Source organism: Chakrabartyella piscis, from assembly GCA_030067835.1.
GTDB classification, from domain to species: domain Bacteria; phylum Bacillota; class Clostridia; order Lachnospirales; family Anaerotignaceae; genus Chakrabartyella; species Chakrabartyella piscis.
The window spans coordinates 2,729,829-2,755,382 of the sequence record CP092441.1; the positions used below are offsets into that span (position 1 = coordinate 2,729,829).

At 38.6% G+C, this 25,554-nt stretch carries 25 protein-coding genes; 1 reads left to right on the top strand and 24 read right to left on the bottom strand.

The window, feature by feature from the left end:
* Positions 1–35: 35 nt before the first annotated feature.
* From MJY40_RS12360 to MJY40_RS12425, 15 genes are all read right to left on the bottom strand, one after another.
* Complete coding sequence (locus tag MJY40_RS12360) at positions 36–1,514, bottom strand: SpaA isopeptide-forming pilin-related protein (RefSeq protein ID WP_317854514.1); 1,479 nt, start codon at positions 1,512–1,514, stop codon at positions 36–38.
* Between the two features lie 93 nt (positions 1,515–1,607).
* Positions 1,608–2,396, bottom strand: coding sequence for a CHAP domain-containing protein (locus MJY40_RS12365; protein WP_317854515.1), 789 nt, complete (start codon positions 2,394–2,396; stop codon positions 1,608–1,610).
* A 62-nt stretch (positions 2,397–2,458) separates the two neighbouring features.
* Positions 2,459–3,277 carry a class D sortase gene (locus MJY40_RS12370; RefSeq protein WP_317854278.1) on the bottom strand — a complete coding sequence of 273 codons (819 nt, stop codon included), beginning with the start codon at positions 3,275–3,277 and terminating at the stop codon, positions 2,459–2,461.
* A complete protein-coding gene (locus MJY40_RS12375) occupies positions 3,267–3,917 on the bottom strand; it encodes a hypothetical protein (RefSeq protein WP_317854516.1) in 651 nt (216 codons plus the stop codon). Before MJY40_RS12375 ends, MJY40_RS12370 begins: the two co-directional genes overlap by 11 nt.
* 284 nt (positions 3,918–4,201) lie before the next feature.
* Positions 4,202–4,756, bottom strand: coding sequence for a hypothetical protein (locus MJY40_RS12380; protein ID WP_317854517.1), 555 nt, complete (start codon positions 4,754–4,756; stop codon positions 4,202–4,204).
* Between the two features lie 27 nt (positions 4,757–4,783).
* The gene (locus tag MJY40_RS12385; RefSeq protein WP_317854518.1) at positions 4,784–5,092 is read right to left on the bottom strand and encodes a hypothetical protein; all 309 of its coding nucleotides are present in this window, start codon (positions 5,090–5,092) and stop codon (positions 4,784–4,786) included.
* Positions 5,093–5,275: 183 nt separating this feature from the next.
* On the bottom strand, positions 5,276–6,199 hold the full coding sequence (locus MJY40_RS12390; protein ID WP_317854373.1) for an IS3 family transposase: 924 nt from the start codon (positions 6,197–6,199) through the stop codon (positions 5,276–5,278).
* Positions 6,084–6,431, bottom strand: coding sequence for a transposase (locus MJY40_RS12395; protein WP_317854372.1), 348 nt, complete (start codon positions 6,429–6,431; stop codon positions 6,084–6,086). The genes MJY40_RS12390 and MJY40_RS12395 overlap by 116 nt, the downstream gene beginning before the upstream one ends.
* Positions 6,432–6,514: 83 nt before the next feature.
* Positions 6,515–6,808 (bottom strand): hypothetical protein, encoded by a 294-nt coding sequence (locus tag MJY40_RS12400; RefSeq protein WP_317854519.1) that lies wholly within the window; start codon positions 6,806–6,808, stop codon positions 6,515–6,517.
* A gap of 477 nt (positions 6,809–7,285) precedes the next feature.
* Positions 7,286–7,420: a hypothetical protein gene (locus tag MJY40_RS15660; protein ID WP_416387504.1), complete on the bottom strand. Its 135-nt coding sequence runs from the start codon at positions 7,418–7,420 to the stop codon at positions 7,286–7,288.
* 30 nt (positions 7,421–7,450) lie between these two features.
* On the bottom strand, positions 7,451–8,434 hold the full coding sequence (locus tag MJY40_RS12405; protein ID WP_317854520.1) for a DNA adenine methylase: 984 nt from the start codon (positions 8,432–8,434) through the stop codon (positions 7,451–7,453).
* Positions 8,435–8,454: 20 nt separating this feature from the next.
* The gene (locus MJY40_RS12410; RefSeq protein ID WP_317854521.1) at positions 8,455–9,207 is read right to left on the bottom strand and encodes a BRO family protein; all 753 of its coding nucleotides are present in this window, start codon (positions 9,205–9,207) and stop codon (positions 8,455–8,457) included.
* A 100-nt stretch (positions 9,208–9,307) separates the two neighbouring features.
* Positions 9,308–10,489: a hypothetical protein gene (locus MJY40_RS12415; protein ID WP_317854522.1), complete on the bottom strand. Its 1,182-nt coding sequence runs from the start codon at positions 10,487–10,489 to the stop codon at positions 9,308–9,310.
* The gene (locus tag MJY40_RS12420) at positions 10,486–10,767 is read right to left on the bottom strand and encodes a DUF4314 domain-containing protein (RefSeq protein ID WP_317854523.1); all 282 of its coding nucleotides are present in this window, start codon (positions 10,765–10,767) and stop codon (positions 10,486–10,488) included. Before MJY40_RS12420 ends, MJY40_RS12415 begins: the two co-directional genes overlap by 4 nt.
* Positions 10,768–10,812: 45 nt before the next feature.
* A complete protein-coding gene (locus tag MJY40_RS12425) occupies positions 10,813–11,301 on the bottom strand; it encodes an SLOG family protein (RefSeq protein WP_317854524.1) in 489 nt (162 codons plus the stop codon).
* 138 nt (positions 11,302–11,439) lie between these two features.
* Between MJY40_RS12425 and MJY40_RS12430 the strand changes: the two genes are divergently transcribed.
* Positions 11,440–11,754 carry a helix-turn-helix domain-containing protein gene (locus tag MJY40_RS12430; protein WP_317854525.1) on the top strand — a complete coding sequence of 105 codons (315 nt, stop codon included), beginning with the start codon at positions 11,440–11,442 and terminating at the stop codon, positions 11,752–11,754.
* A 35-nt stretch (positions 11,755–11,789) separates the two neighbouring features.
* Here the strand turns inward: MJY40_RS12430 and MJY40_RS12435 are convergent, their stop codons facing one another.
* The 9 genes from MJY40_RS12435 to MJY40_RS12475 all read right to left on the bottom strand — a co-directional run bounded on the left by MJY40_RS12435 (position 11,790) and on the right by MJY40_RS12475 (position 25,536).
* Entirely contained in the window at positions 11,790–13,451 is a 1,662-nt protein-coding gene (locus MJY40_RS12435) for an antirestriction protein ArdA (RefSeq protein ID WP_317854526.1), read from the bottom strand.
* Between the two features lie 342 nt (positions 13,452–13,793).
* The gene (rlmD, locus tag MJY40_RS12440; protein ID WP_317854527.1) at positions 13,794–15,185 is read right to left on the bottom strand and encodes a 23S rRNA (uracil(1939)-C(5))-methyltransferase RlmD; all 1,392 of its coding nucleotides are present in this window, start codon (positions 15,183–15,185) and stop codon (positions 13,794–13,796) included.
* 1 nt (position 15,186) lies between these two features.
* On the bottom strand, positions 15,187–15,762 hold the full coding sequence (gene cas4, locus MJY40_RS12445) for a CRISPR-associated protein Cas4 (RefSeq protein ID WP_317854528.1): 576 nt from the start codon (positions 15,760–15,762) through the stop codon (positions 15,187–15,189).
* On the bottom strand, positions 15,759–16,055 hold the full coding sequence (locus MJY40_RS12450) for a hypothetical protein (RefSeq protein ID WP_317854529.1): 297 nt from the start codon (positions 16,053–16,055) through the stop codon (positions 15,759–15,761). The genes cas4 and MJY40_RS12450 overlap by 4 nt, the downstream gene beginning before the upstream one ends.
* Positions 16,056–16,275: 220 nt before the next feature.
* Entirely contained in the window at positions 16,276–17,217 is a 942-nt protein-coding gene (locus MJY40_RS12455; protein WP_317854530.1) for a 3'-5' exoribonuclease YhaM family protein, read from the bottom strand.
* Positions 17,218–17,671: 454 nt separating this feature from the next.
* Positions 17,672–22,003, bottom strand: coding sequence for a PolC-type DNA polymerase III (locus MJY40_RS12460; protein ID WP_317854531.1), 4,332 nt, complete (start codon positions 22,001–22,003; stop codon positions 17,672–17,674).
* A 177-nt stretch (positions 22,004–22,180) separates the two neighbouring features.
* The gene (gene ispG / locus MJY40_RS12465; protein ID WP_317854532.1) at positions 22,181–23,230 is read right to left on the bottom strand and encodes a flavodoxin-dependent (E)-4-hydroxy-3-methylbut-2-enyl-diphosphate synthase; all 1,050 of its coding nucleotides are present in this window, start codon (positions 23,228–23,230) and stop codon (positions 22,181–22,183) included.
* 70 nt (positions 23,231–23,300) lie between these two features.
* On the bottom strand, positions 23,301–24,368 hold the full coding sequence (locus MJY40_RS12470; RefSeq protein WP_317854533.1) for a M50 family metallopeptidase: 1,068 nt from the start codon (positions 24,366–24,368) through the stop codon (positions 23,301–23,303).
* 13 nt (positions 24,369–24,381) lie between these two features.
* Entirely contained in the window at positions 24,382–25,536 is a 1,155-nt protein-coding gene (locus MJY40_RS12475; protein WP_317854534.1) for a 1-deoxy-D-xylulose-5-phosphate reductoisomerase, read from the bottom strand.
* Between the last annotated feature and the right edge of the window lie 18 nt (positions 25,537–25,554).

Below are 25,554 nucleotides of genomic sequence, written 5' to 3' on the forward strand. Positions count from 1 at the left end.
TCGTCACCAGAGCTTCGGCTATGCCATCCTCCTCTTCATCGAAATTCATCAAAATAAGAGAATTTTTGTTCGCAGAAGTTTTTCAGCCTTACAATCTTCGAGAACAAGGCAGACGATTGAGGCGTACCCAAAAGGTACGGTGATTGAGGATAACGCAGTAATCGGAGCTTGTAAGGCTGAAAAACCGTGGTACGGGCTATGGATGGGTGGCTATTTTCACCAGTATCTGCATCCACTTTTGTGATTTCCAACCTGCTTTCTGGCTCATTGGCAAAAGTGACCGTGGTGTCCCTATCTTCTTCCAAGACCACATCTTGATGAGGATTATCGTCCAAAACGTAACCATCTGGTGCTACAATTTCTTCAATATAATAAGCACCCGTTGGCAAGTCTTGGATATTGATGCTACCGCTATCATCTGTCACATATGTGCCAATGACACCGCCTGTTGCATTGGTCACACGAATCACTGCACCAGAAAGTCCATCATTTGTTCCAGCATCCACCTTCAAAATGTTCAAGCCTGTTGTTGTGGTGGTAGGCTCGTCTGGATCGGTTGTTTCTGTTGTTGGTGGTGCGCCCTCATCCGCAGAATAGGCGATGTCCACCCAAGAATCCCCATTGTAGGTTGGCATTGGCGCAACATAATAATCTTGTGTATCATCATGTGAGTTACCATACATAACCGACTTATTCTCCAATGTTGCTTTCACCAAAACTCGGAAAGTCCCTTCTTCTGTGATGCTATCCTTCGGGATTTGAATGGAAAAGGAATTCTCTGTACCATCAAACTCCGTTACTTCTTCCCCTGACTCTGAAAGTACCACTGTACCATCTGGAACATCTCCACTGAGTACAATATAATACCTTTCCAACTCCACATTTGAAGTCAATTCATAGGTTTGTGTGTAGTAGTCACCTTCTTCTTGCAAAGTTGGTGATGTGGGTGTTGTTGCCAACCAAGTGTTATACACATACTCATTGGCACGTCCAATGGCAACAAGATTTTTCATGGCTTGCTCCACTGCTGTGTTTTGGCTACCATTGGCTGCCCAATCGTCCAAGTCACTGTAGTTATCATGCACCACTGCCCATACTGCCATTTTGGTTGCATAATAGGCTTCGTAATCTGTGCTGACACCCAATTCCGCTGGTGATTTGTAGGGATATCCATTTGTAATGACACCCCAAACTTCTGGGTTTTGATCCAACTGATCCACATCTACATCGTAGGTATGGCTTGCCATTTCTTCCACCCCAGGTTTATCTGGGTTGGCACAATAAGCTGGCAATTCTTCACCATCCTCTGTTTCATATACAATCATTGCTGTTGCGAAGTTATCTGCATCAATGATGCCTTTCCATGTCATAAGCTGTGCGCCTTTTTCTGCTTTCATATAAAGATTTACTTTGTTCAGCGCTGTGTCCAATGATGTGCCAGCAAAAGCAGTCAATGCCGATGAAAGCATTAAAATCATTGATAACAATACGCAAATCCATTTTCGATTTCTCATTTTATCATCCTTTCCAAAGAAAAAAGACCTCGATTGCACAAGGTCTTAGTAATGGTTATATTGATTGATTTAACTATTTATTCCCGTTGTTATTCACTCATTAAGATTGACGGAAACATATCCAGACAATCTTAAGTTGGTGTCTTTGCTAAATTCTTCGAAACTCTCCTTTCGTACCACTCCATCTACATTTGGTGTAAATACATCCAGTTCTGTATCGCACTTTCCATTTGCATCCGTATAATAAATATACGTTGGATTGCCAGCATCATCCCTTTCGATATATTCGATGAATACCACATGGCCTGGGTGTGTGTCATTCGGATTGATTGGGATGTATACCGCCACCGAATGTTCCTGTGGTTGATTGATGTTATATTCCACAAGAAATTCGTCCATTTCTTCAGCCTTTGCAATCCACCCTTTGGCCGCACCACTGATATGCACCTGCTTATTGGTCACTTCTCGTAATCGCCCATTTGCATACCACGCACATTGCCCAAGGGAGTAAGTTGCATAGGGTTCTGTATAACTAGATGCGTAATTGAGTGGTAGGTTCTCACCTTCTTTCATAATGTTTCCAAGTACAGTACCTACTTCTGGTGGCTCGGTTAATACTAAAGTTGAATAGGTTAGTTCTGATTGGATTGATACTGTTTGTGTTATTTGTTCTTCTGTTGTTTCTACTTTCATTGTTTCAACTTCTTCTAACTTTTGCTCGTGAATGATTGTTCCATTCTCATTGATGAGCAATACCTCTCCAATCCGTTCTCCCAAATGGTTATATAATCCATAACCACCAATGATATTTCGTTCTGCTGCCAAAACCTGTGTATTAAGTGCAATTATCATGGCAAGTGTAAGTGCAAGTTGTTTTTTCATATGATCAGTTCCTTTTGACTTACACATTACCATGAGTTGGTTGCAATAGCTATGGGGAAAACTCAATCAATTTCTACCCCTTGTATCACCAATCTTTTGTCACTTTGATCTGCAACACAAGTAATCAAGGTGATACGATTATCAACAGTGTATTGCAACTTTGTCCAATCCGTATCGGAGATGATACCAATAAAATCCACCTCATACTCTCTTGTGCCAAGGGTTGTTTTGTATTCGATAATGTCACCCAGTTCCAAGTCCTCTAAATCACCAAAGTAATCGTTTGTACCTCGATTATGCCCAAGCAAACCAATATTCCCATCCCAAGCAGATGTGGACGCAACGTGTCCAATGCCTTTTGCCATTGCTTCGTAGGTATCACCATCATAGGCAGTGACTTTCAAATCAATTGCATCAATGGTGAGCGTTCCAATGCTACCATCTTCGTTTCGCACATCTGCAATACCTGTGGTTTGAAACAGGTTATAGGATTCGTACTCAGTGGTTTCTGAGATATATTGGTATTCGCTGGTCGACTGCCCTGTGATTGTTCCACTGGAACTTGCCACATAGGTACCACTGACAGGTGAATTTTTCGGTGCATAAGTGGTGTAATTCTCTGTTTCCTCACTTGGCACAATGATGTTTGTACCATACTCCGATGTGTAGGTTGTTTGTGGTGTCATATCGTAAATGTCATATAGATAGTCTGCCACTTCGCCACCAAAGTTGAGAAAAGACGTACCGCCAATGACAAACTCTTCTGGATTTTCTGTTGTGTAGGTGTATTCCAAAGATTCCCCAAAGGCATAAGCAGAAATGGGCAACATCATACAACAAAGCAGTAACAACAAAAGCCTTTTCATTCTTTTATTCCACATCCAAAACACCTCCCATATCCAACTCAAATTCGTATTCTTGGTTACGTTTTTTGACCATATGCTTGACGGTCATATCTTTTAATGTGATGGAAATATTTCTACCATACAACTCTTTTGCGACTTTCTTATCCAAAATGAAACGGAATGTATGGGATTGGATCAAGTCCTCGAATTCATTCAAATCCACTAAAGGATTTTTTACGTCAATGGATTGTTTTCCAAGACAGAAATACTCCCCATCAATCAAGTTGTAAATATCCACACCTTTCTTGGATTTCAAATATAAGAAGCCTAACAATCCAAGTCCACCAAGAATCAACAAACCACCCACACAAGAAATTGCAATCAAATATGATGGCAATCCATCATCCATTTCTGTGCCTACATATGTGATGATATAGGTCACTGTATTCACTTGATTTTTGGATACTTCACCCTCGTATATCGCCTTGGAAGTATACCCTGTTGGCACTTGTTTGGAGAAAGTTTTGGAATAGGTTCCCACAGCTTTGTACTCCGTTGGCACAAGGCTATCACCACTCAAACCTGTTGCCATAACATCAAACTGAATATCTGTCAGTGGCAATGTTGTGCCATTTTTCAAACTGGTTTGTGGCACATAGGATGGATCGGGGTACATCAGACCTGGTATTTCTTTTGTGTCCGTAATGGTGTAATAGCTCGTTATAATGGTTCAGTTGTCTGGACAAAAAACAATTCTTTTTTAACGAATTCAATTAGAGAGAAAAAATAGTACCCCTTTCCACTTATAATTCAAGGAACACTGTATATTCGCCATCTGTATAGTAGGCTTGATTATTTAGTTAAAGTTTTAATCTTTGTAAATTTGTCATTGTATTATTTTCCTTTCATATATAAAAAAACACCCACCAATTAAAGTGAGTGTTAAATAAGTTGTAACCCCTAAAATTTATGTTTACAGTGCATACAAACTCTATCAACTTTATTTGTCATAAAACCTGTCACCATAGACCATTTTCTTTGAACCATTTGAATTTGAGTAGAACCACATTTAGGACAACGAATAGAAGTATTTCTTAAAGTATTATTTAAGGTTTCGATAAAATCTGCTATATTGTGGGTTTCCTTTCCACAATTACATTTTACTACATATTTAGTTTTGCGATGCATTTCTTCATTGACATCGGTATTATTAAAAGCTATTACACTGTAGTCTTGGTTAAGTCCTTTCATATATTGTAAAACTGGCACTTTTATTAACTCGTGTCCATTTTCATCGAGCAAGAAAACAATATCGCCATTGGAGATGTTTCCTGAAATATTTCCCAAAAAATTACAAGCTTTCTTTAAATATTCACGATCATTGATTTTATACATAGCAAATGAAAATTCACATTTTACACTATCATTACTATTCATTGGACAACCACAATGTATACAAACCGCTGCCTTATCACTTATTTCTCTACCGCATTCTGGACAATTAATTATTGCCATAATTACAATCCCCCCAAGCTATTGTTTTTACAATCCGTTTGTATCTACTTCTTTCTCTGTATTTTTATCTGTATATGCTATAGTTATTTGCACTTCATAATTTGTACTCAGCATACCTAATAGAATTTCAGTCTCCTCCGTATCCCAAGTGGTTTTATATGCTACATATCCATATTCTAAAGCACTTGATTCACCTACATTATCCACTCGACTTTGATCCACAAAATTACTTATTATGTCTTCTACAGGTTCACCATATTTTGTAACCAAAGATTCTTTTATAATATTAAAACTTTGAATATATCTTCCTCCATTGGGAAGTTTTTCTGTCAGCATATATGCTCCTTGAAGTAGCTTTTCATCTTGGAATACATATAATAAATCTGTATCATTGCCCAATATAGTAGTAGTATAAACCAATATTTCATTGGAAGAACTATAATGGCTCAGTTGTCAAGACAAAAAAACAATTCTTTTTTAATGAACTCAATTTAATAAAGGAAAGAGTAACCCCTCCTCTTATGCTGCCATTGGTAACAGTTGCATGGGATAATACATGGATGCTGGTGTCTGGTAGTCCAGCGCCGAATGAAGACGTTCAAAGTTATATGTGTGAATATACTTTGCTATCTCTATTCGAGCCTGCTTAATGGATGTATATTCTGTCAAATATGCTTCTTCGTATTTGAAGCTGCGAAACCATCGTTCAATCATGATGTTATCAGCCCATCGCCCTTTGCCATCCATGCTTTGTTTGATTTTTTGTTCCTTCAAAAAGGCTCTGTATTCATTGCTTGTAAATTGAGAGCCCTGGTCTGAATTCAATATGATAGGTGTTGCTACTTTCAATGCCTTTTTGACCGCATTCATAACCATATGAGTGCTTAATGTATCATCCACTTCCCAACCAACAATGCAACGACTATACCAGTCGATGATGGCTGTTAGATACAGAAATCCGTGTTTTGTTCCAATATAGGTGATGTCGATTGACCACGCCTGATTGGGACGTTCGATAACCGCATTACGCAATAGATAGGGGCATATCTTTGCCTCCTGCATGCGTTTGGAAAGGTTCATCTTTGGATAAATCGGATCAATGGCCATTTCATTCATGTAACGTCTAGCACGCTTGCGACCTACGTTATGGTTGCGTTGTTTCAGTTGTGCTGACATCTGCCTTGCACCCCAAGTGGGATGTTCTGTGTGTAGCTGATCAATGATTCGTTTGCATTCCAATTCCTCAGCGGATATCGCTGGCTTTTCATAGTAGATGCTGGTACGATTCACCGATAACAGCTTTGCACCTGTAGATACAGGTATATCCTTAGTCTTCGAAAGGTTTTGGAGAATACTTCGTTTCGTAGTCTGGTCCAAGAACTTCTTCAGATTTTTTTTTGAGCCAGTCCACTTGCATTGTAAGTTGACCGACTTTTTTGGCATATGCTTCTTTTTCCTTACGCTCTTGTTGTAATTTTTCGTTCGTTTTTTCCATACGAGTATCATCAAATGCAGCAGATGCATTGGATAAAAATTCTTTTTTCCAATTTCTTAACAGGTTAGGCTGGATGCAATTTTCGGTAGCCAATGTGTTTAAATCTTTTTCGCCTTTCAGCAACTCAATCACCAAATCGGCTTTGAATTGAGCGGTGAAACTTCTTCTTGTTCGAGACATGTGTGAGCACCTTCTTTCTGATGTTGTTAGTATAACAAATTCATTAAGAATTGTCTCGAAAATTGTCTTAAATCACGGTACCATTATAAACCTACATATTCTGCATCTGTTTCAATTGCCATTACATCTTCAACACTATCACCCCAATATACATTTCTAAAGTTGGCATCTGCTCTTTGCTCAATAATATCATTGGGTTCTTCTGTATCTTCTGGTTCTACCTCATCAGATGCAACTTCTGCAATCTCTGTTTCCACATCCACAGCTTCTTCTTCAATACTAACATCTGCATTGTCTGCCACTGGTTCTTCCCCACCACAAGCAACAAAAAAGACACTAAAAGCAACAACTAATAATAATATCAATTTATTTTTCATATTTATCCCCCTCTACATACTTTCCCTACTTTTTCCACTACAATATACCACATTAAATTTCGTACTACAATAGTTTTATAGCATAAAATAATAATTATTATCGAAAAATAGAAACGGTGTGTTAAAATGAAAAATACGCAACCATATAAAGTCAAAGCGAGTATATCTCTTGATAAAGATGTTATAAAACATATTAAATCACTAGCAGAAAATGATGATAGAAATTTTTCTCAATATATCAATCTAGTTTTGAAAAAACATATACCGGAAAATCGGTGTGAAATTTTTAGGTCTGCCGAATGACATCGCATAACAAATATGATAGTGTTGCATACTGTATGTTACGCATAATATTCAAAACATATTTTCATCTCTCCACTTACCTTACACTTCTTTTATGTCTCACAATAATATTTTTCTGTCTATTCTTAATGGTTAATATTAATTAAATTCTACGCAAGTATTATTACTTCTCTTTCAATTCGTATGCATAAGTTTCCTTTTAGCTCTTATCAATGCACTTTTACTGATTCCAGTTATTTTCTCTGCTTGCTTATAACTGTGGGTTCTTAGTAGTTGTAAAACATGGTCTACTTGCTTGTTGCTATATATGTGAGAATATCATTTCGATACCTCTTTCTTTCATCTTCTTAATGGTTGGCTTGGAGAATGTAATAAAGAATATTCCCCTTCATTTTGAACAGAAGAAAAGCCACCAAACAATTGCATTTGGTAGCTTCCGTTGTTCACATATTTCGTTATATCGTAGTTAATAATAATTAATTCTTCGTACACTTCACCTTTCTTTTTGCTCATGGAATGGGATCTGGTTGTATGGTAAATATAGAAATCTTGATACAGTTCTAAAATCTCTGGTACGTTGTTGTAACTCACCATCACATACCCTTTTGCTTCGTGCAACACATCTCGCAAACGAATATGATCCTCTTTTGTAAATGGCACTTCGTTTTTGTAGAAACTTTCTGCATCGTAGTACGGTGGATCGCAGTAGATAAAAGCCATTTCTCTATCGTACTGTTTGATGAGTGCTTCAAAATCCTTGTTTTCGATTGTGATATTTCTGAAGAGCCTAGAAAAGTTCCAAATGTCTACAAAAAACCTACGCACATCGCATTTCTTCCCACCGAAGGTATCTGCATTTGCATTGAAGCTATATCGCAATAACTTGTAATATGCTGCAGCACGTTTGATGTCTTTTTCCTCGCTTTGTTTGATGAGCAACCTTTTCAATTCCTCCGCTTTTGGCTGTTCAAACATAATTTCCGTCAGTTTCAGTTCTTCTTCTAGGTCATACTCCGAAAACTCCTCCTTTTCTATAAATTTTTTGTACATTTCAAAATCATCTCGTGCATTGAGTGCCAAAAAACCAATCTCACGAATCAGCTCCAATGGTCTATCCCTTGCACAACGCATCAAGTTCACTAGATTCCCATTGAAGTCATTGTACACACGAAGATTTGCACTGGTACACGCAAGATTCAACGTGACAGTGCCACTGCCACCAAATACGTCAATGCTTCTTTCGTATTGATTGGGTGCAAGCAGATTGATGATCCACATCAACTTTGATTTACCACCCACCCACGCTATAATACTTTTTTTCAAATAAAAATCACCTTACCTTTTTATATAGAGCCAACATCCATATCACCATCCAAATACAGTTGCAAAAAGTAATTCCTACCAGTTGTTGTCACCAAGGTTTGTACACCTGTATGTCCATTTCTGCAAAACTCCACAATTTCAAACAATCCATTTTCCACATGGTGTTGATAGGGAAGTAGGACTTTTCTTACATCACGATAAAGATATTTATTCTCCAACAGAAAATGAATTAAAAACATAGGCTTCACACCAATCTCTTTTGCAGTGGTACGGAAGTTAACCGACAACCCTGTATCTATCATGTTATCAAAGTATTCGCCTTTGGTTTGCAACTCACCAACTTCTTGTTTCAGCTTTCTGTTTTCCTCGGATACCTTGAGCATATTTGCAAGAAAGACGTGTAGGTTATCTGGATTGTTGAAAATACTTGTTAATGTTTCCTCTGTCACATAACCCCCATATTTTCGGATGGAGGGAATCACAACAGATGTAATCCATCTCTTAAAAACTCTTGATGTTGATAACTTACTTGATAAAACTAAGCTATACAATCCACTTTCATTGATAATCCAACCACCACGTTGTCCCAAACTCAGTAACGATTCGTTATTGAGTTTATCTTCTTCATACACATGATCTTTCAGTGCTTTGCTATGGTTTTTATATCCCAATGCCGATGCTACATCTTTTCCCACAAACCAAGGCTCACCATCAATCGTAATGGTACGAATTTCTCCAAACTCTTCATTTTGAAATACTTGTAATTCATTCATGGCTACTCCTTTCCCTTAAACGAAAAAAAGACCGCCTGCTTTGCTGTTGGGTACAGCGAAACACACGGTCTTATGGGTTACTATTCTGCTTACTATTCTTTTACATACTTTGTTCCATTTTCACGCCTTGCGATTGTATCACTTTCGGCTGTGCCAGTTTTTCCATCAGTGGCACTCCATCTCTGGGAACCAATACACCATAACTGGTCATACTTACTCCATTTTTCTCGGCAATTTTTCTGCCATAATCTTCGGTATCCAAACACTCCAACAGTTCATCTGGCAACACATTTTGGAATCTACTTCTTCCGTAATCGGCATAACTTCTATCCTTTGGTTGCAATGTAAACTCATCAACATATTCACAAAGGTTGTGTGCAGTTTCCAGATTCACAGATTGTGTCGCATCCACCATTGCTTTATAGGTGTTTAACTCATTCAGTTCTTTGAAGCAATAAATGGAGGCTGCAAGTTCGTTCAATGTTTCAATATCCTCCATCCCAAAGTCCATAGTTTCCAACTGAGGTACTATGCTTGCAAATTGATAGCACTTCAAATTTGCTACATCTGTCACAGCAAAGTTCTTCATTATCTGACGAAACTCCGCATTGCTTGTTGGCAGTTGCAAGGTATATCTTTTGTCATTTTGGGGTTCTGTTTGCACTCCAACTTCCAATTGAAAAATATAATTTTCACTTTCTGGCATTCGCATATCTCCTTCATATAAGCTTTCCAATTCCTCTATTGTGACATAATCGCCACTGATGAAGGTGCCATTTTCTTTCTGGCAAATTTCTTCCCCAAGGCTCTGTAAATCCGTATGCTCCACAATCCAATCATAAACTTCATCTCTGACACCTTCAATTTCTGGAATCAAGTCATTCTCGAGATAAAACTTCGCCAAGTCATATTCATCCATTGCTGGCTGAGATACTACAAGGTTATTGCTTTGGATATTCATTGCAAGATTTATGGTTTTGTGAACATCCATTGGCTCTTTTTGATCCATGATAAAGTAACCACCAATGAACTGGCTGCTTTCATCATACTCAAAGTTTTCTATGGTGCTTGCCAAGTAGTTTAGTTCAAAGACATTGCACTTTTCAAAGTAGAAAGCTACTATTCCTCGATTGTAGCCATCCAAAATTCTTCCACTAGCACTGATTGTTTCCTCACAGTTTAATCGAAGCAGTGCATCTTCAATGACACCATACTTTGCTGGTAAGTCAATGTCCAATCGTTGTTTCGTGTCTGGATTGGATATGATAATGTCTAGTTTCATAGGCTCATACCTCCCATTCCCATCGATTGTTTTTCCACTGGTTCATCTGGCATTGACAGAACCTCGAATTCATCCTCGAATGGGATAAGACCTAAAGTTCTTCCATTGCCCCACTTCATAAGAAACGTTCCACAATCGTCAATGCCTGTAATTTCGCCCTCTGTTCCAACTTCAATTGGACTGTATGGATCATCCATTGAAAGCAGTTTGATTCTTGTACCGATTGGGTACATTGCTTTGATTTTTTCTACTTGTTTTTCTGTTGGAAATCCTCTCATTTCTTACCTCCTGACATAAAAAAAGTGCCGACATTTCTGCCGACACTAATATAAATTGACAATATTTAATTTTTGTTTTTCTGCCATACGAATGGTTTGCCCTGTTCCACTACGCACACCGCCATTGTAATAGGCAATGACTTTGCTGCTATGGTCCACCATGTATTGATTTCGATTTTTATAACAGTCCTTGTGATATTGAACACTGATAAACACCACATCATCACATTGTGCGTGAAGGTTGTAATATCGCTCTCTATTTTCCTCTGAAAAATCTTTTGCTTGTTCTTCATATGGAATGGTAGCAATCAATTTTATCTTTCTTGGATTTTGAATGGGTATTATCTTTTTCATTTGTACAATAATTTCGCCACACAACAAGTCGAACCCTTCAGCCGAACCGAATAAAAATGTATCATAACCATCAGCTAGTGCTTGGTTTATTTCTGAAATTAAGTTGCATTTCAATTTTTCTAATGCTTCACCTTTTGGCAAATGCCTGTGTCCTGTAAAACATACTGTTTTTTCTTTCATGTTAACACCCTCTTTAGTTTGCTTCTAAATATAGTATAGTTTATTTCTAACTATATATTATAACGAAACTCACTGATTTAGTCAAGTTGGAAAGGTTATAATATATAGTGTAAAACTAACTAGAAAGGTGGTGCGAATTTGATACGTTTGATTGAACTAAGAAAAGCAAAAAAGTTATCTCAATTGAATTTAGGTGTTAAAATTGGTGTTGCTCAAGAAACCATTAGCGGATATGAAATTGGAAGATCAGAGCCTGATTTGGCTTCATTGATAAAACTAGCTGATGTACTAGATGTTTCTGTGGATTATCTTTTGGAAAGAACAGACATAAAAACAATGATTACCGAAACAGATTTAACAGCACAAGAGATTGAATTGCTATCCATATTTCGCAGTTTGCCTTCTCCTAAAAAAGAACGAGCAATCGGTATGGTTACAGGTCTATCAGAATAACACAAAGCGACAGGATTTGATTTCCTGTTGCTTTTTTATTGCATCATCATATCAAATCCCTTTCCTTGCACTTGTTCTCGAAACCCCATTTCTTCAGCAGTTCGTAAAAAATATCGGTTGCTATCCCACAAACTAATATTCACATTACGACCGCATAATCTAAACTCCTGTTGCTCCAATCCCTCACCAAAGCCATCACTCGCCTGACCAGTGATGTACTCTTTCAGTGTAGCCATTTCCGTAACATCCAGTGGTGCTTTCAATTCACAAACTGCCACACCATATACATCACCATTCATCTGTTCAAATTCAAACTTGAAACTTTCCACCTTTGCATTGACCGAATCCTTTGTATCATAATATTCCATCAAACCTCGTTCTTCTGGAACATGGTCACCATAGGACTTGATGAAATTCTCCAACTCATCTTCATAACCACAAAGTTCACAGCTGTCTAGTTCTTCTTCGTAATCAGAAGTTTCGTATTGTCCCCAATCGTTTTCTTCCTCATAGGAAATAACTTTCAGCGGCATATACAGCTTGAGTGTTTCGCCATAAGTTTGATTCTGAATGTTCATGTTGAGGTTTCTATTTAGGATTTCAGCCATTTCTGGATTGTAACCCATATAGGTGATGTAGCCTTGTTTTGTGAATGTGCCAACTTCATTTGCAATGCGACTTTCTCCATAACCTTTGAAGTCGATGTATTCCTCAAGGTTTTCATCATATTCGTAACGTCCACTATCGCAAATCATGTATTGTCCATATGCTTCTGGTGTGTGAATGTTGGGGAATACCTCAAATTCGTGCATACAGTGACATAGGTTTTTTAATTCTTCGGTAGTATTGATTTTTGTCATAACTGCAAGCTTTTCCAAATAGTCATACTCTCGTTCACCCACTTGGTGCAAGGTCTTTGCAATATCATTAAGCGGATACAAATCGCATTCGATTTCATGCAAAATATCTTCTATTTTATCAGATAAGTTGTGATATAAAATCGTGATGGATATATCATCTAAACTTCTCACTTCCAACCGCTCCATTGCCTTTTGGATTTCGCTTTCTTCACAAGGCAAATCCAAATATTCTTCACTGGTATCGGTTCGTAGTGCAATATTGAAAACTTTAAATCCATTTAGATATTGAGGGAACGTCTTACCAAAATAAATGTCTTGCTGTTGATTTTGGTTGGGATATACCAAACCATAAGGGGATACCAACGGATTGGGATTTGTTGCAATCATCTTTTCGATATATTGCTGTCCGTCTACACTCTGCAATTCTTCCTCGCTCGCTGCACCATTTTCATTGAGGTATAACTTTTCGCCTAGCTTGTTTATGTCGCTGAAATCGGTCACAACGTTGTAACACTGCTCGTTAAAACTCAGGTTGATTAAGTCCTTGATATCCGTCAGGTTTTTCGCTGTCGCTACAGTATAAAAGACTTTCATTTCTTCACCTGTAAATCTGTCTACACTTTGAAATAAGAAATTGAGTTCTGTGAAATTGTATTGGTTGCCTGCAAGTATGGTATTCATTTTATCCTCAAAGGGTACTTCGGTGACAATAGCTCTATGCTTCATGTCATTATCAATACTCAGTTCATCGCAATATGTTTGTAGTTGTTTTTCTGTAGCTGGCAAGGTGATTTCCATTTGCTTTTTCGTGGTTGGTTGTTGTATTCGTAATCTCATTCAAGTTCCTCCTTGTTCCTTATTTGTTTGTAGTTTGCACTCATAGATATTCTCTTTATAAATCACCACCTTTCCTCTCTTTCCAATTTATTTGTCGCAATAAAAAAACGAGATTCTATCTCTAAAATCTCGTTCACCACTTTTTCTATATATGAAAAAAGACTTGCATCCCATATTGAAATCCAAGCCTTGTATTTTTGCTTTTTTAAGTTGTCATCTGTCTATATACCCTGAAGTAGGCTATGTCATCTGTTTTTTTGCCTATTTTCAGGGGTGAAAAATAGCACTTTTTTATCGGTTTTTTCACTCCAAAATCGCCCTCAAACCACAACATCTTGTGGTTTAACCATCGTTTTTAGGTGTTTTGCCACAATACGTCATCATAGTTATTGCCTCAACGTGAATTGTATTCGGGAACATATCCACAGCCTGCACTTCTTCTGCCACAAATCCCATTTCTGTCAAGATTTTCATATCCCTTGCCAAAGTTGCTGGATTACAAGAAATATACACAATCTTTTCTGGTTTGATTTGTCCCAGAACATCCAAAAGTTGTTGGTCACAGCCTTTTCTAGGTGGATCCACCACCACCACATCAGCTGTAATTCCTTTTTCTCTATACAGTCTTGGAATGACTTCTTCTGCTGCACCTGCTTCAAAAGTTGCATTGCCAATACCATTACGTTCTGCATTTTTCTCAGCATCCACAATGGCTTCTTCCACAATTTCCACACCAAACACCTCTTTGACATGTTGTGCAAAGAACAAAGAAATGGTACCAATTCCACAATACAAATCAAATACCCTTTCATCACCTTTGAGGTTTGCCATTTCCAAAGCTCTTCGATACAGCACCTCTGTTTGCAATGGATTCACCTGATAAAAAGAAAGTGGTGAAATTTCAAATTCAATTCCGCCAAGAGTATCTGTAATAGTATCTTTGCCCCAAAGTGTGGTACATTTTTGACCCAAAATCACATTGGTATCTTCATGGTTTTCATTGAGCACAACAGAAACCACGCCTTCTACTTGTTGCAAACGTTCCACAAGAATTTCGCATTTGGGCAATTTTTTACCATTGATGACGATACACACCATGATTTCGCCTGAATGTTTGCCTATTCTTGTAAGGATATGGCGTACCAAGCCTTTATGTGTGATTTCGTTATATGTGGTAATTTTGAATTCTTCCAAGAACTCCTTCACCAACTGGATAATATTATCGTTGATTTCATTTTGCAACATACAGACAGGTGTATCGATGATTCTATGGCTACGTTTTGCATAGAATCCAATTTGCACCTGACCATCTTTATTACAACCCACAGGGAATTGTGCTTTATTGCGATAGCGATATGGATGTTCCACGCCAATAATCGGCAAAGATTTCACACCTTGCAAACCGCCAATTCTTGCAATATCTTCATTGACTTTATCTTCTTTATAAGCAAGTTGACCCTTATAAGAAAGGTGTTGCAATTGACATCCACCACATTGTCTTGCAACAGGACAGACTGGTTCCACTCTCTCTGGTGATGGTTCTAACACTTCCAACAACTTCCCAAAGCCAAAGCTTTTTCTGGTTTTCAAGATCAATACTTTCACAAGTTCTTCAGGCAAAGCACCATCTACAAATACAGCATATCCATCGATACGTCCAATGCCCTCACCATTGCTGCCCATACCATCTATGCGCATTTCATATATTCCATTTTTTTCAATTGGCAAGTTCATTTCAATTTCCTCCGTATATTTCTGTTTCTGAATGTTCGCACACAACGCCATTGCAGACACAATATCTACATGTGGCAAAGTCTGCATTTGCTGCACCTTCACCCGTTTCCAACATATTTCGCATTTCTTCCATCAAAGAAAGCACTTCTTTTCTCAATTTTTTTGTATTTTGCACTAAAAACATATAGTCTGCATAGACCAATCTACCTTCTTTTGGTCGCACTCCATAAATATCTTCAATCATCAGAAAATAGGCGCATAGTTGCATCAAGTCCCCCAAATGTGGTACATCTGCATCACCTATTTTCCCACTTTTCAATTCCACTGGCATCAACATTTTGCCAAATCGTTTGCGATAGATGTAATCTGGTTTGCCACGCAAGTCATACTTCTCAGATTTCAGCATCTTACCAAAGCCTTCTTTGCCCTTTTGTTTCTGGTCTGCATAAAACAAAGTATACCCAGAAACATACTGTGATGCAGGCAATTTTTGCATCTTTCCAGTGTTTCGTTTCAAAAGAATCAACAACACCAATGCTATGACACAACCAAACAAACACCAATCCCACACACTCATTGCATCACTCCATAATACACGCAAAGTCCAACAACACACACCAAAATCACCAACAGACACAGTTTTTGCAACCGACTACGCCACTGCAATTTTCCATACAAGCGATTGTGGTGCTTTTCACCCCTTGCAAAATGACTCACCGTTGTATCTTCCAAGTGAAGTGCTTCATTGCGTTCTTTTCGCAAGCGTGTCAATTCTGCTCTACCATAAAAGCGTTCGTAATACCACTGATATGGACAATAGGTGTATTTATTCAATTCATTTGGTGATAGGGTTTTGCGATTCCAGTCCATATTTATTCCATTTCTATTGATATCCAATTGATTTGTGGTGATTCATAACGGTCGATTCGTGAATCGCCCCTACAATTCGCCACAATTCTGTCATTCTGAGAAGTTTGCGACGAAGAATCTTTATCTCCTTTGTAGGAAACAATATTGTGTTGTTTTTCGGTTCAGTCAAGACTGAACCCTACAAAAAGCAAAAGACCCATTGGTTTTTGGCAGTTTCACATTACAAATCGGAGCGTCTCATATTGCGTTGCAACATACGGTTGTAACCCATCCAAAGACCTGTATTGCCTTCATCTTGCAACATTTCTTCAAACATTTTTGTTTTGGCATCCATATTATCGGCACAACTCAAAATAAATGCTTCGATTGTAGATGGCAATTTGGGTGAACCATATTCCAATTCACCATGGTGTGACAAAATGCAATGTTTCATCAAGTTTTCCAATGTCTTTGGGAAACCTTCAATTTTTGCTGCTGTCACTTGAATCAATTCTGCGCCCATATAAATATGGCCCAACAATTGACCTTCATCGGTATAATCGTTTTCTGGGAATTCAGACAATTCCATAATCTTTGCCACATCATGAAGCATTGCACATGCCACCAACACATCACGATTGACAAATTGATAGCGTGTTGCCATAAAATCACAAATTTGTGTTACAGACAAGGTATGTTCCACCAATCCACCACGAAAACTATGGTGCATGCTTTTTGCTGCTGAATGGTATTTGAATTCTTTGCTGATCAACGGATGTTTCAAGAAAATTTCTTCCAAGAGCAATTTGATGTGTTCATTTTGGATGCTATCGATATAGCCCAATACTTCTTCATTCATTGCATCAATATTTTTTTCTGTAGATGGGATATAATCCGCTGCATCATATTCCCCTTCGATACTTTTACGCAAACGTTTGATGTTCAGTTGCAAATCGCCATTGTATGTAATCAAGCTACCATCCACTTTGATGAAATCGTTTTCTGCAAATGGTTGGATATCACGGTTCACATCCCAAACTTTGGCATCCAAAATACCTGTTTTGTCTTGCAATTTCAAAGACAAGTATGTTTTGCCATTTTTGGATTTGAAGCTTTGTTTGGATTTGCAAAGATAATGTTCAATGACCATATCGCCATCGCACAATTCATTAATATATATCATAAAATTCCTCCTAAATTCCCATTTTTTCATTATGGCAATACCTCGTGACCCTAATTGCAAAATTTGTGAGTAGATTTTTTTGTCAGAATTGTTAAAAACGGAGGCGATATCGGAAATATCGACGAGTATTTTTGGCACTTATGACGGGAAAATAAACTGCAAAGGTTGTGATAGAGGGTTGCTGGGTGTTGCCTTACATTATATTGTATCATAGGGAAATGGTGGTTGTCATTAGGAAAGTGGGTAATTTTTGTGAAAATAGCGGTATAGCAAAGCATTACCCTACAAATCAAACATCACCAATCATCAAAACAGGAGGATACTATCCTCCCCTACGAACCAATATCGTTATCAATCATCAATCCAGTAGGGGCGATTCACGAATCGTCCGTTTTATCACAATCATACAAAAAGGGTGGATATAGAATCCACCCCTACAATACATATATTTTATTTAGAACAAACTCAACTGATTGGTTTCTGGAATACCTTGTAAAATACCATTGTCTTTCAACAAATCAATCAAGCTACGTCCAAGGGAAGTGTGTTCTTTCAGTTCTTCAATGGTGTTGAATTCACGTCCCACACGTCCATCTACAATGCTTTGTGCTGCATTGGTACCCAAACCTTGCAAAGAATTGAATGGTGGTATGAGTCCACCTTCTACCACAAGGAATCTTTTTGCATCTGACTTATACAAATCCATTGGTGCAAAGTGGAATCCCCTTGCGTAAAATTCTACACACAATTCCAAAACCGTCAATTTATTCTTTTCTTTTGTGGTCACTTCATTGCCCTTTGCATGGATTTCTCGAACCGCTTCTTTTGCCACTTCCATACCTTTACACATGGATGCATAGTCAAAATCATCACTGGCACGAATGCTGAAATAAGCTGCATAGTATGCCAATGGATAGTTGATTTTGAAATAGGCAATACGAAACGCCATCATCACATAAGCCGCTGCATGGGCTTTTGGGAACATATATTTGATACGCAAACAAGATTCCACGTACCAATCCGGCACATTATGGGCTTTCATATCTTCAATTTCATCATCCTTAAGACCCTTACCTTTACGGACATTTTCCATGATTTTGAAGGATTTCTTCTTATCCATCCCTTTGTTGATGAGATAAATCATAATACTATCCCTTGTGGAAATGGTTTCTTGCAAAGTGATGGTACCATCGTCAATGAAAGATTTTGCATTGCCAAGCCAAACATCAGTACCATGTGACAAGCCAGAAATACGAATCAAATCGGCAAAGGATTTTGGTTTGGTATCCAACAACATACCACGTACAAATTTCGTTCCAAATTCAGGAATACCCAAAGTGCCTGTTTTGCAATCAATTTCTTCTTCGGTAACACCCAAAGCCTTTGGTGATTCAAACAAAGACATGGTTGCTGGATCACCCAGTGGCACTGTTTGGGGATTGATGCCTGTAATGTCATGCAACATACGAATTACTGTTGGATCGTCATGACCCAACAAGTCCAATTTCAACAAACGTCCACTGATGGAATGGTAGTCGAAATGAGTTGTGGTAATGGTGGAATTCATATCATTTGCTGGTCTTTGGATAGGGCAAAACTCATAGATGCTATGGTCATTTGGTACAACCATAAGTCCACCTGGATGTTGCCCTGTGGTACGTTTGACACCGGTACAGCCACCAATCAAACGATTGATTTCTGCATTGTGTACTGTTTTTTCTTTGGCATCGAAATATTTTTTTACAAAGCCATAAGCTGTTTTTTCTGCAAGTGTACCAATGGTTCCCGCTTTGAACACATGTCCTACACCAAAGAGTTCTTCTGTATAGGCATGTGCCGATTGCTGGTATTCACCTGAGAAGTTCAAATCGATATCAGGCTCTTTATCACCTTCAAATCCAAGGAAGGTTTGGAATGGAATATCGTGACCTTCTTTGTGGAGCTGAGCACCACATTTTGGACACACTGCATCTGGCATATCACATCCACAAGCTTCTGCCATTGCATAGGATTTCACCACTTCTGAATCAAAATCGGAATATTTACACTGGTCACACACATAATGTGGTGGCAATGAATTTACTTCTGTAATCCCTGCCATATTGGCTGCAAAGGAAGAACCAACAGACCCACGTGAGCCTACCAAATAGCCATCTTCCACTGATTTCCAAACCAATTTTTGTGCAATGATATACAACACTGCATAGCCATTGCTGATGATGGAGTTGAGCTCTGTTTCCAATCTGTCCAGTACAATTTGTGGCAATGGATTTCCATACAATTCATATGCTTTATCCATACAAATTTGGCGGAGCTCATCGTCTGCACCTTCGATTTTTGGTGGGAAGGTTTCATCTGGAATGGGTTTGATTTTTTCAATCCAATCTGCAACTTTATTGGTGTTTGTGACCACCACTTCATATGCTTTGTCTGTACCCAAATATTGGAATTCCTTCAGCATTTCTTCTGTGGTACGCAAATACAAAGGAGGTTGGTTGTCCGCATCAGAAAAACCCTCTGCTGCCATAATGATTTTTCTGTAAGTTGCATCTTCTGGATCAATGAAATGGACATCACCAGCTGCCACCACCAATTTATTGTATTGCTCACCAAGTGCCACAATCTTCTTGTTGATTTCTTCCAAATCCTTGAAAGAACCGACTGCTTCCACACGTGGTGAATGGATCATAAATTCGTTGTTGCCAAGGGGTTGAATCTCCAAATAATCATAGAAATTGACCAAACCTTCCAACACTTCTTTTGGTGCATTGTCCAGAACTGCTTTGTACAATTCACCTGCTTCACAAGCACTACCAATGATCAAACCTTCTCTAAATTTCAAAAATTCGCTTTTGGGAATCCTTGGTCTACGGAAGAAGTAGTCAATATGTGCTTTGGAAACCAATTCATACAGGTTACGCAAACCAACGTAATTTTGCACCAAAATCACTGCATGGTGTGCTCGTAATTTTTTGTAATTCACAGTTCTACTGGAATACACATTCACATCATACATGGTGTGTACCTGTTCTTCTTTCATGCGTCTGATGAATTCCAAGAACACATGAGCAGTTGCTTCTGCATCGTTGACTGCTCTATGATGACCCACCAATTCAATGCCCAAATGGTCACAAATCAGGTTCAATTTATGTTTATTCAAGTCTTTGAGAATACATCTGGACAGCTCCAAAGTATCCAAAACTGTATTGGTCACTTCAAAACCGCAATCACGCTCTGCTGACATACGAATGAAGCCCATATCAAAACTGGCATTATGTGCCACCATAACTGCATCGCCAACAAATTCCATGAATTTAGGTAAAATCACATCTATGGTATCTGCGCTTGCCACCATTTCGTTGGTGATACCGGTCAGTTTTGTAATTTCTTCTGAAATATGTTTCTTAGGGTTTACAAATGTGGAATATCTGTCCACAATTTCACCATTGGTCACCTTTACAGCACCAATTTCTGTGATACGCTCTATTTCTTTGGACAGACCTGTGGTTTCAATATCGAATACCACAAAAGTATCATCCAAAGTTTGACCACGTGGCATAGTCACCACATTGCCCAAATCATCAATGAGGTATGCTTCCACACCATAAATCACCTTCAAATCAGACTTACCAGCAGCATTCATTGCATCCGGGAAAGCTTGCACCACACCATGATCTGTGATGGCAATTGCTTTGTGACCCCAATCAATGGCACGTTTGATATAGCTTTTCACATTTGTGATGCCATCCATACTGCTCATTTGGGTGTGCAAATGGAGTTCCACTCGTTTTTCTTCTGCATTGTCCTGTTTGGGTGGTTTCTTTTGCCCCAAGTTGATGGATTTCGCCATCATATTGATTTCTTGTGCATATTTATCGAACTGTACATCACCAAATGCTTTGATACAAGCACCTGTTTTCATAATACTGGAAAGTTCTTCATCAAAAATGGATTTTTTTACAAAGAACTTCACAGTTGTAGAGTCTGTCATATCCGTAATGTCAAAGGAAACAATGTACTTTTCACCTTTGATTTCACGTGTTTCCACATTGAAGATATTGCCTTCGATTAAGAGAGTTTCACCAACCACTTTGGATTCCAAAATTGGGGTTGCTGTACCAACGCATTCTTTGCCAAACAAAATACCCTTTGCAACAGATTCGCTGACACCTGCCAGAACCGCTTCTTCTTGTGCCTTTTGTGCTGAAGTTTGTGCTTCCATAATTTCACGCAAATAGGTGGTTTCTTTTTCTTCTTTTTTCTGTGCAAAACGAGTGATTTTCTCATCTGCCACAACGCCATCTTTGAATTGTACCACTATGGTTTGACCGAGTTCTGCTGCAATTTTTTCTTGCACCAAAACATCAATTTTTTTACGTGCCATGAAATATGCCATATTGTCTTGGACTTGGATGAACAATTTGCCTTCTTTGTATTTCCAAGTGGCTTGTTTCATAATACCACTGCATACACGACTGATTCCACCTACAAAGACTTGGATGTTTTGCCAATATGTACCCATGATTTGAGACATATCCCCTTCTTCCAAATCATAGGAAACAGAAACTTCTACACCCTTTGCACCTGTCAATTTGGATAGGAGTTCCATTTTCAATTTTGTAATTTCTTTTTCAGACAACAATGTTTTGGAGCGGATTTTTGCCAGAACCAAGTGATCTTTTTTGCTGATTTTCAAATCTTCTACATATGTATTTTGAAACACCCCCATAATTTCAGATGAAAGTGCTACCTTTTGAAACACATCACCGAATGATTTTGTGGTCATAGAATCCCCTCCTTTTTTGATATTTGAAAATGGGTGCCCACATAGGGGCACCCCTACAATGGCATCATATTTGCATTTTGTGGTGATTTATAATGGGAGGGCATGGAAACCCTCCCCTACAATGGTATCATATTTGTATTTTTTGGCTGTTTATGACGGCACATTGGGAATTATGTATTACAATTTTTCAATTTCTGCCATCAAGGTTGCCACCAATTCTGATTCTGGTACTTTACAGACGATTTCGCCTTTTTTGAACACAATGCCAACACCATTTCCGCCAGCAATGCCGATATCCGCTTCACGGGCTTCACCAGGACCATTGACCACGCAACCCATAACCGCTACTTTGATGTTTTTGTTGATGGATTTGCAACGCTCTTCCACTTCATTTGCAATGGAAATCAAATCGATTTGTGTTCTACCGCATGTTGGACAGGATACAAAATCCACTCCAAATTGACGAAGCCCTAGGGCTTTCAAGATGGCTTTTGCTGCTTTCACTTCTTCCACAGGATCACCTGTCAAAGAAACACGAATGGTATCGCCAATGCCCATAGCCAGAATTGCGCCAATGCCAACAGCAGATTTGATGGTACCACCATAGACAGTACCTGCTTCTGTGATACCCACATGGATTGGATAATCAACTGCTTCTGACAGCATTTGACAGCACTGGATAGAAGCTTGTACACTGGTTGCTTTGATGGCGATGATGGTGTCATAAAAACCATATTTTTCTAGGATTGCAACGTGTTTCAACGCACTTGCTACCATACCTTCAGGTGTTACCCCATTATATTGGTCAATGATTTCTTGTTCCAAAGAGCCACTATTGACACCAATGCGAATTGGAATTTTCTTTTCCTTTGCCATTTCCACAACTGCTCGTGTATGTTCTTCCACACCAATATTACCTGGGTTGATACGCACCTTATCAATGCCCAATTCCATAACACGTAGTGCCAAACGATAGTCAAAATGGATATCTGCAATCAATGGAATATGAATTTGTTTTTTGATTTCACAAACTGCGTCTGCTGCTGCCATATCTGGAATTGCCACACGCACCACTTCACATCCCGCTTCTTCCAAAGCCAAAATTTGTGCCACTGTTGCATCCACATCTCTGGTATCGGTGTTACACATAGATTGGATGACAATTGGACATTCTCCACCAATGTTTACATTGCCCACTGCAACCACTCTTGTTTTCTTTCTTTGCATCTCTTCATCTCCTAGAAAAGCGTCCAAATGCAGGCAATATTGCCAAATATCATCTGAACGCCTTATTCCTTTATACAAACAACTTTACAATATCACTCATAAATATAAATATCATAAATCCAACCAAAAAGACAAAGCCTAAAAATTGAATTTTATTTTCCATTTCTTCACTCATTGGCTTTCCACGCACTGCTTCAATACCAAGGAGTAAAATCTTTCCACCATCCAATCCTGGAATGGGGAATAGATTCAAAACACCTAGATTTGCACTAAGAACTGCTGCGATATACACAATATTTTGCACTGCTGCTGACAAGCCAATGGTCATACCCGCATCGTAGCTATCACCAACCACTTGCACAATGGTAATGGGTCCACCATATTCTTCTTGACTTGCTGTGAAAGTGAATACACGCACCAAACCTTCTGCTGTTAATTTGATGTAATTGAGCATAGAATAATAGCTATATTGCATAGTATCAAAGACACTTGCTTTTGCAACACCTTCTACATCTTCTGTCAACAAACCACCTACAACTGTTGGCACAAAACCAATCAAATAGGCGTTTCTTTCGGTATCCAATCGTGGTGTGATACGATATTCATAGATTCCACCACCACGCAAAACTTTCAAATCCAAAGATTCACCTGTATTTTCGGATAAAATATATTGCAATTCATCGTAGATATGGATATTTTGTCCATCAATACCAATGATTTCATCGCCAACTTGTAAACCAGAAGCTGCTGCTGCAGAATCTTCCACAATGCTACTGATGACAGGAATTACTTGATAGGAAGTGATACCCAAACCAAACAACAACACCAAAGCCAACAAAAAATTCATTGTTGCACCTGCTGCCATAACTGCAAATCTTGCTCCAATGGATTTGTTCAAAAAGGAACGTTCTCCAATTTGACCCTCTCCATCTGCACCCTCCATACGACAAAAACCACCCATTGGAATCATACGTATGGTATACTCTGTTTCTTTGCCTTGGATGGAAAATAGTTTCTTACCCATGCCAATTGCAAATTCCTCCACCATAATACCGTTCTTTTTCGCCACAATAAAGTGACCCCATTCATGTACCAATACCAAAACGCCAAGGACCAAAATGGTAATCAAAATAGACATTGTGATATCCTCCTTATGATTTGTCAAAAGCCACTGCCTTTGCAAAGTTTTTTGCCCAAGCATCCGCCTCCAACAAATCTTCTAGCGTATACTCCTGTTTCACAGTATATGCAATCATAGCTTGTTCTATCAACTGTGGTATTTGCAAAAAGGAAATTTCTCCATTTAGGAAACGTTCCACAGCAATTTCATTGGATCCATTCAAAACTGTTGGCATAGTTCCACCAATCTCCAAAGCTCGATATGCCAATGCCAAACAAGGGAATGTTTCCAAATCTGGTTCTTCAAAAGTCAGCTGACTACGCAAAGTAAAGTCCAACTTTGGATATTTATTTGCAACACGATTTGGATAGGTCAATGCATATTGAATGGGTGGTCTCATATCCACTTCGCCCATTTGGGAAATGACAGAACCATCTACATATTCAATTGCAGAATGCACCACACTTTGTGGATGAATCAACACTTCGATTTGGTCGATATCCACATCAAACAACCATTTCGCTTCCATTACTTCCAGACCTTTGTTCATCAAAGTTGCTGAATCAATGGAAATTTTCTTACCCATATTCCAATTTGGATGACGCAACGCATCTTCCACAGTCACTTCTTCCAATTCTTCTCGTTTTCTGCCACGGAAAGGTCCACCTGATGCTGTCAACAAAATACGTCTAATTGCATTGTGCTCATTTCCTTGGAGTGCTTGGAAAATAGCAGAATGTTCACTATCCACAGGATAAATGGACACACCATGCTCCTTTGCCAAATCTATAACCAATTGTCCTGCTGAAACCAAGGTTTCTTTGTTTGCAAGAGCAATGTTTTTACCTGCTTTGATGGCTGCAAATGTTGGTTCCAAACCAATATTACCCACAACTGCTGTCACAACTGTATCCACTTCATCTATGGTGGCAACTGCAACCAATCCTTCCATGCCAGACAGCACTTGTATCTCCACATCAGACAAGCGTTTGCGTAACACTTCTGCCTTTTGGTGATCCATAACCCCAACCAATTTGGGATGATATGTACGTACTTGCTGTTCCAACAATTCTATATTTTGATTCCCAGAAATTCCAGACACCACAAAATCACCCAACTCTGAAATCACAGAAAGGGTTTGTGTGCCAACAGAACCTGTAGAACCCAAAATCGAAATTTTTCTCATGTTCAACCTCGTTTAAAC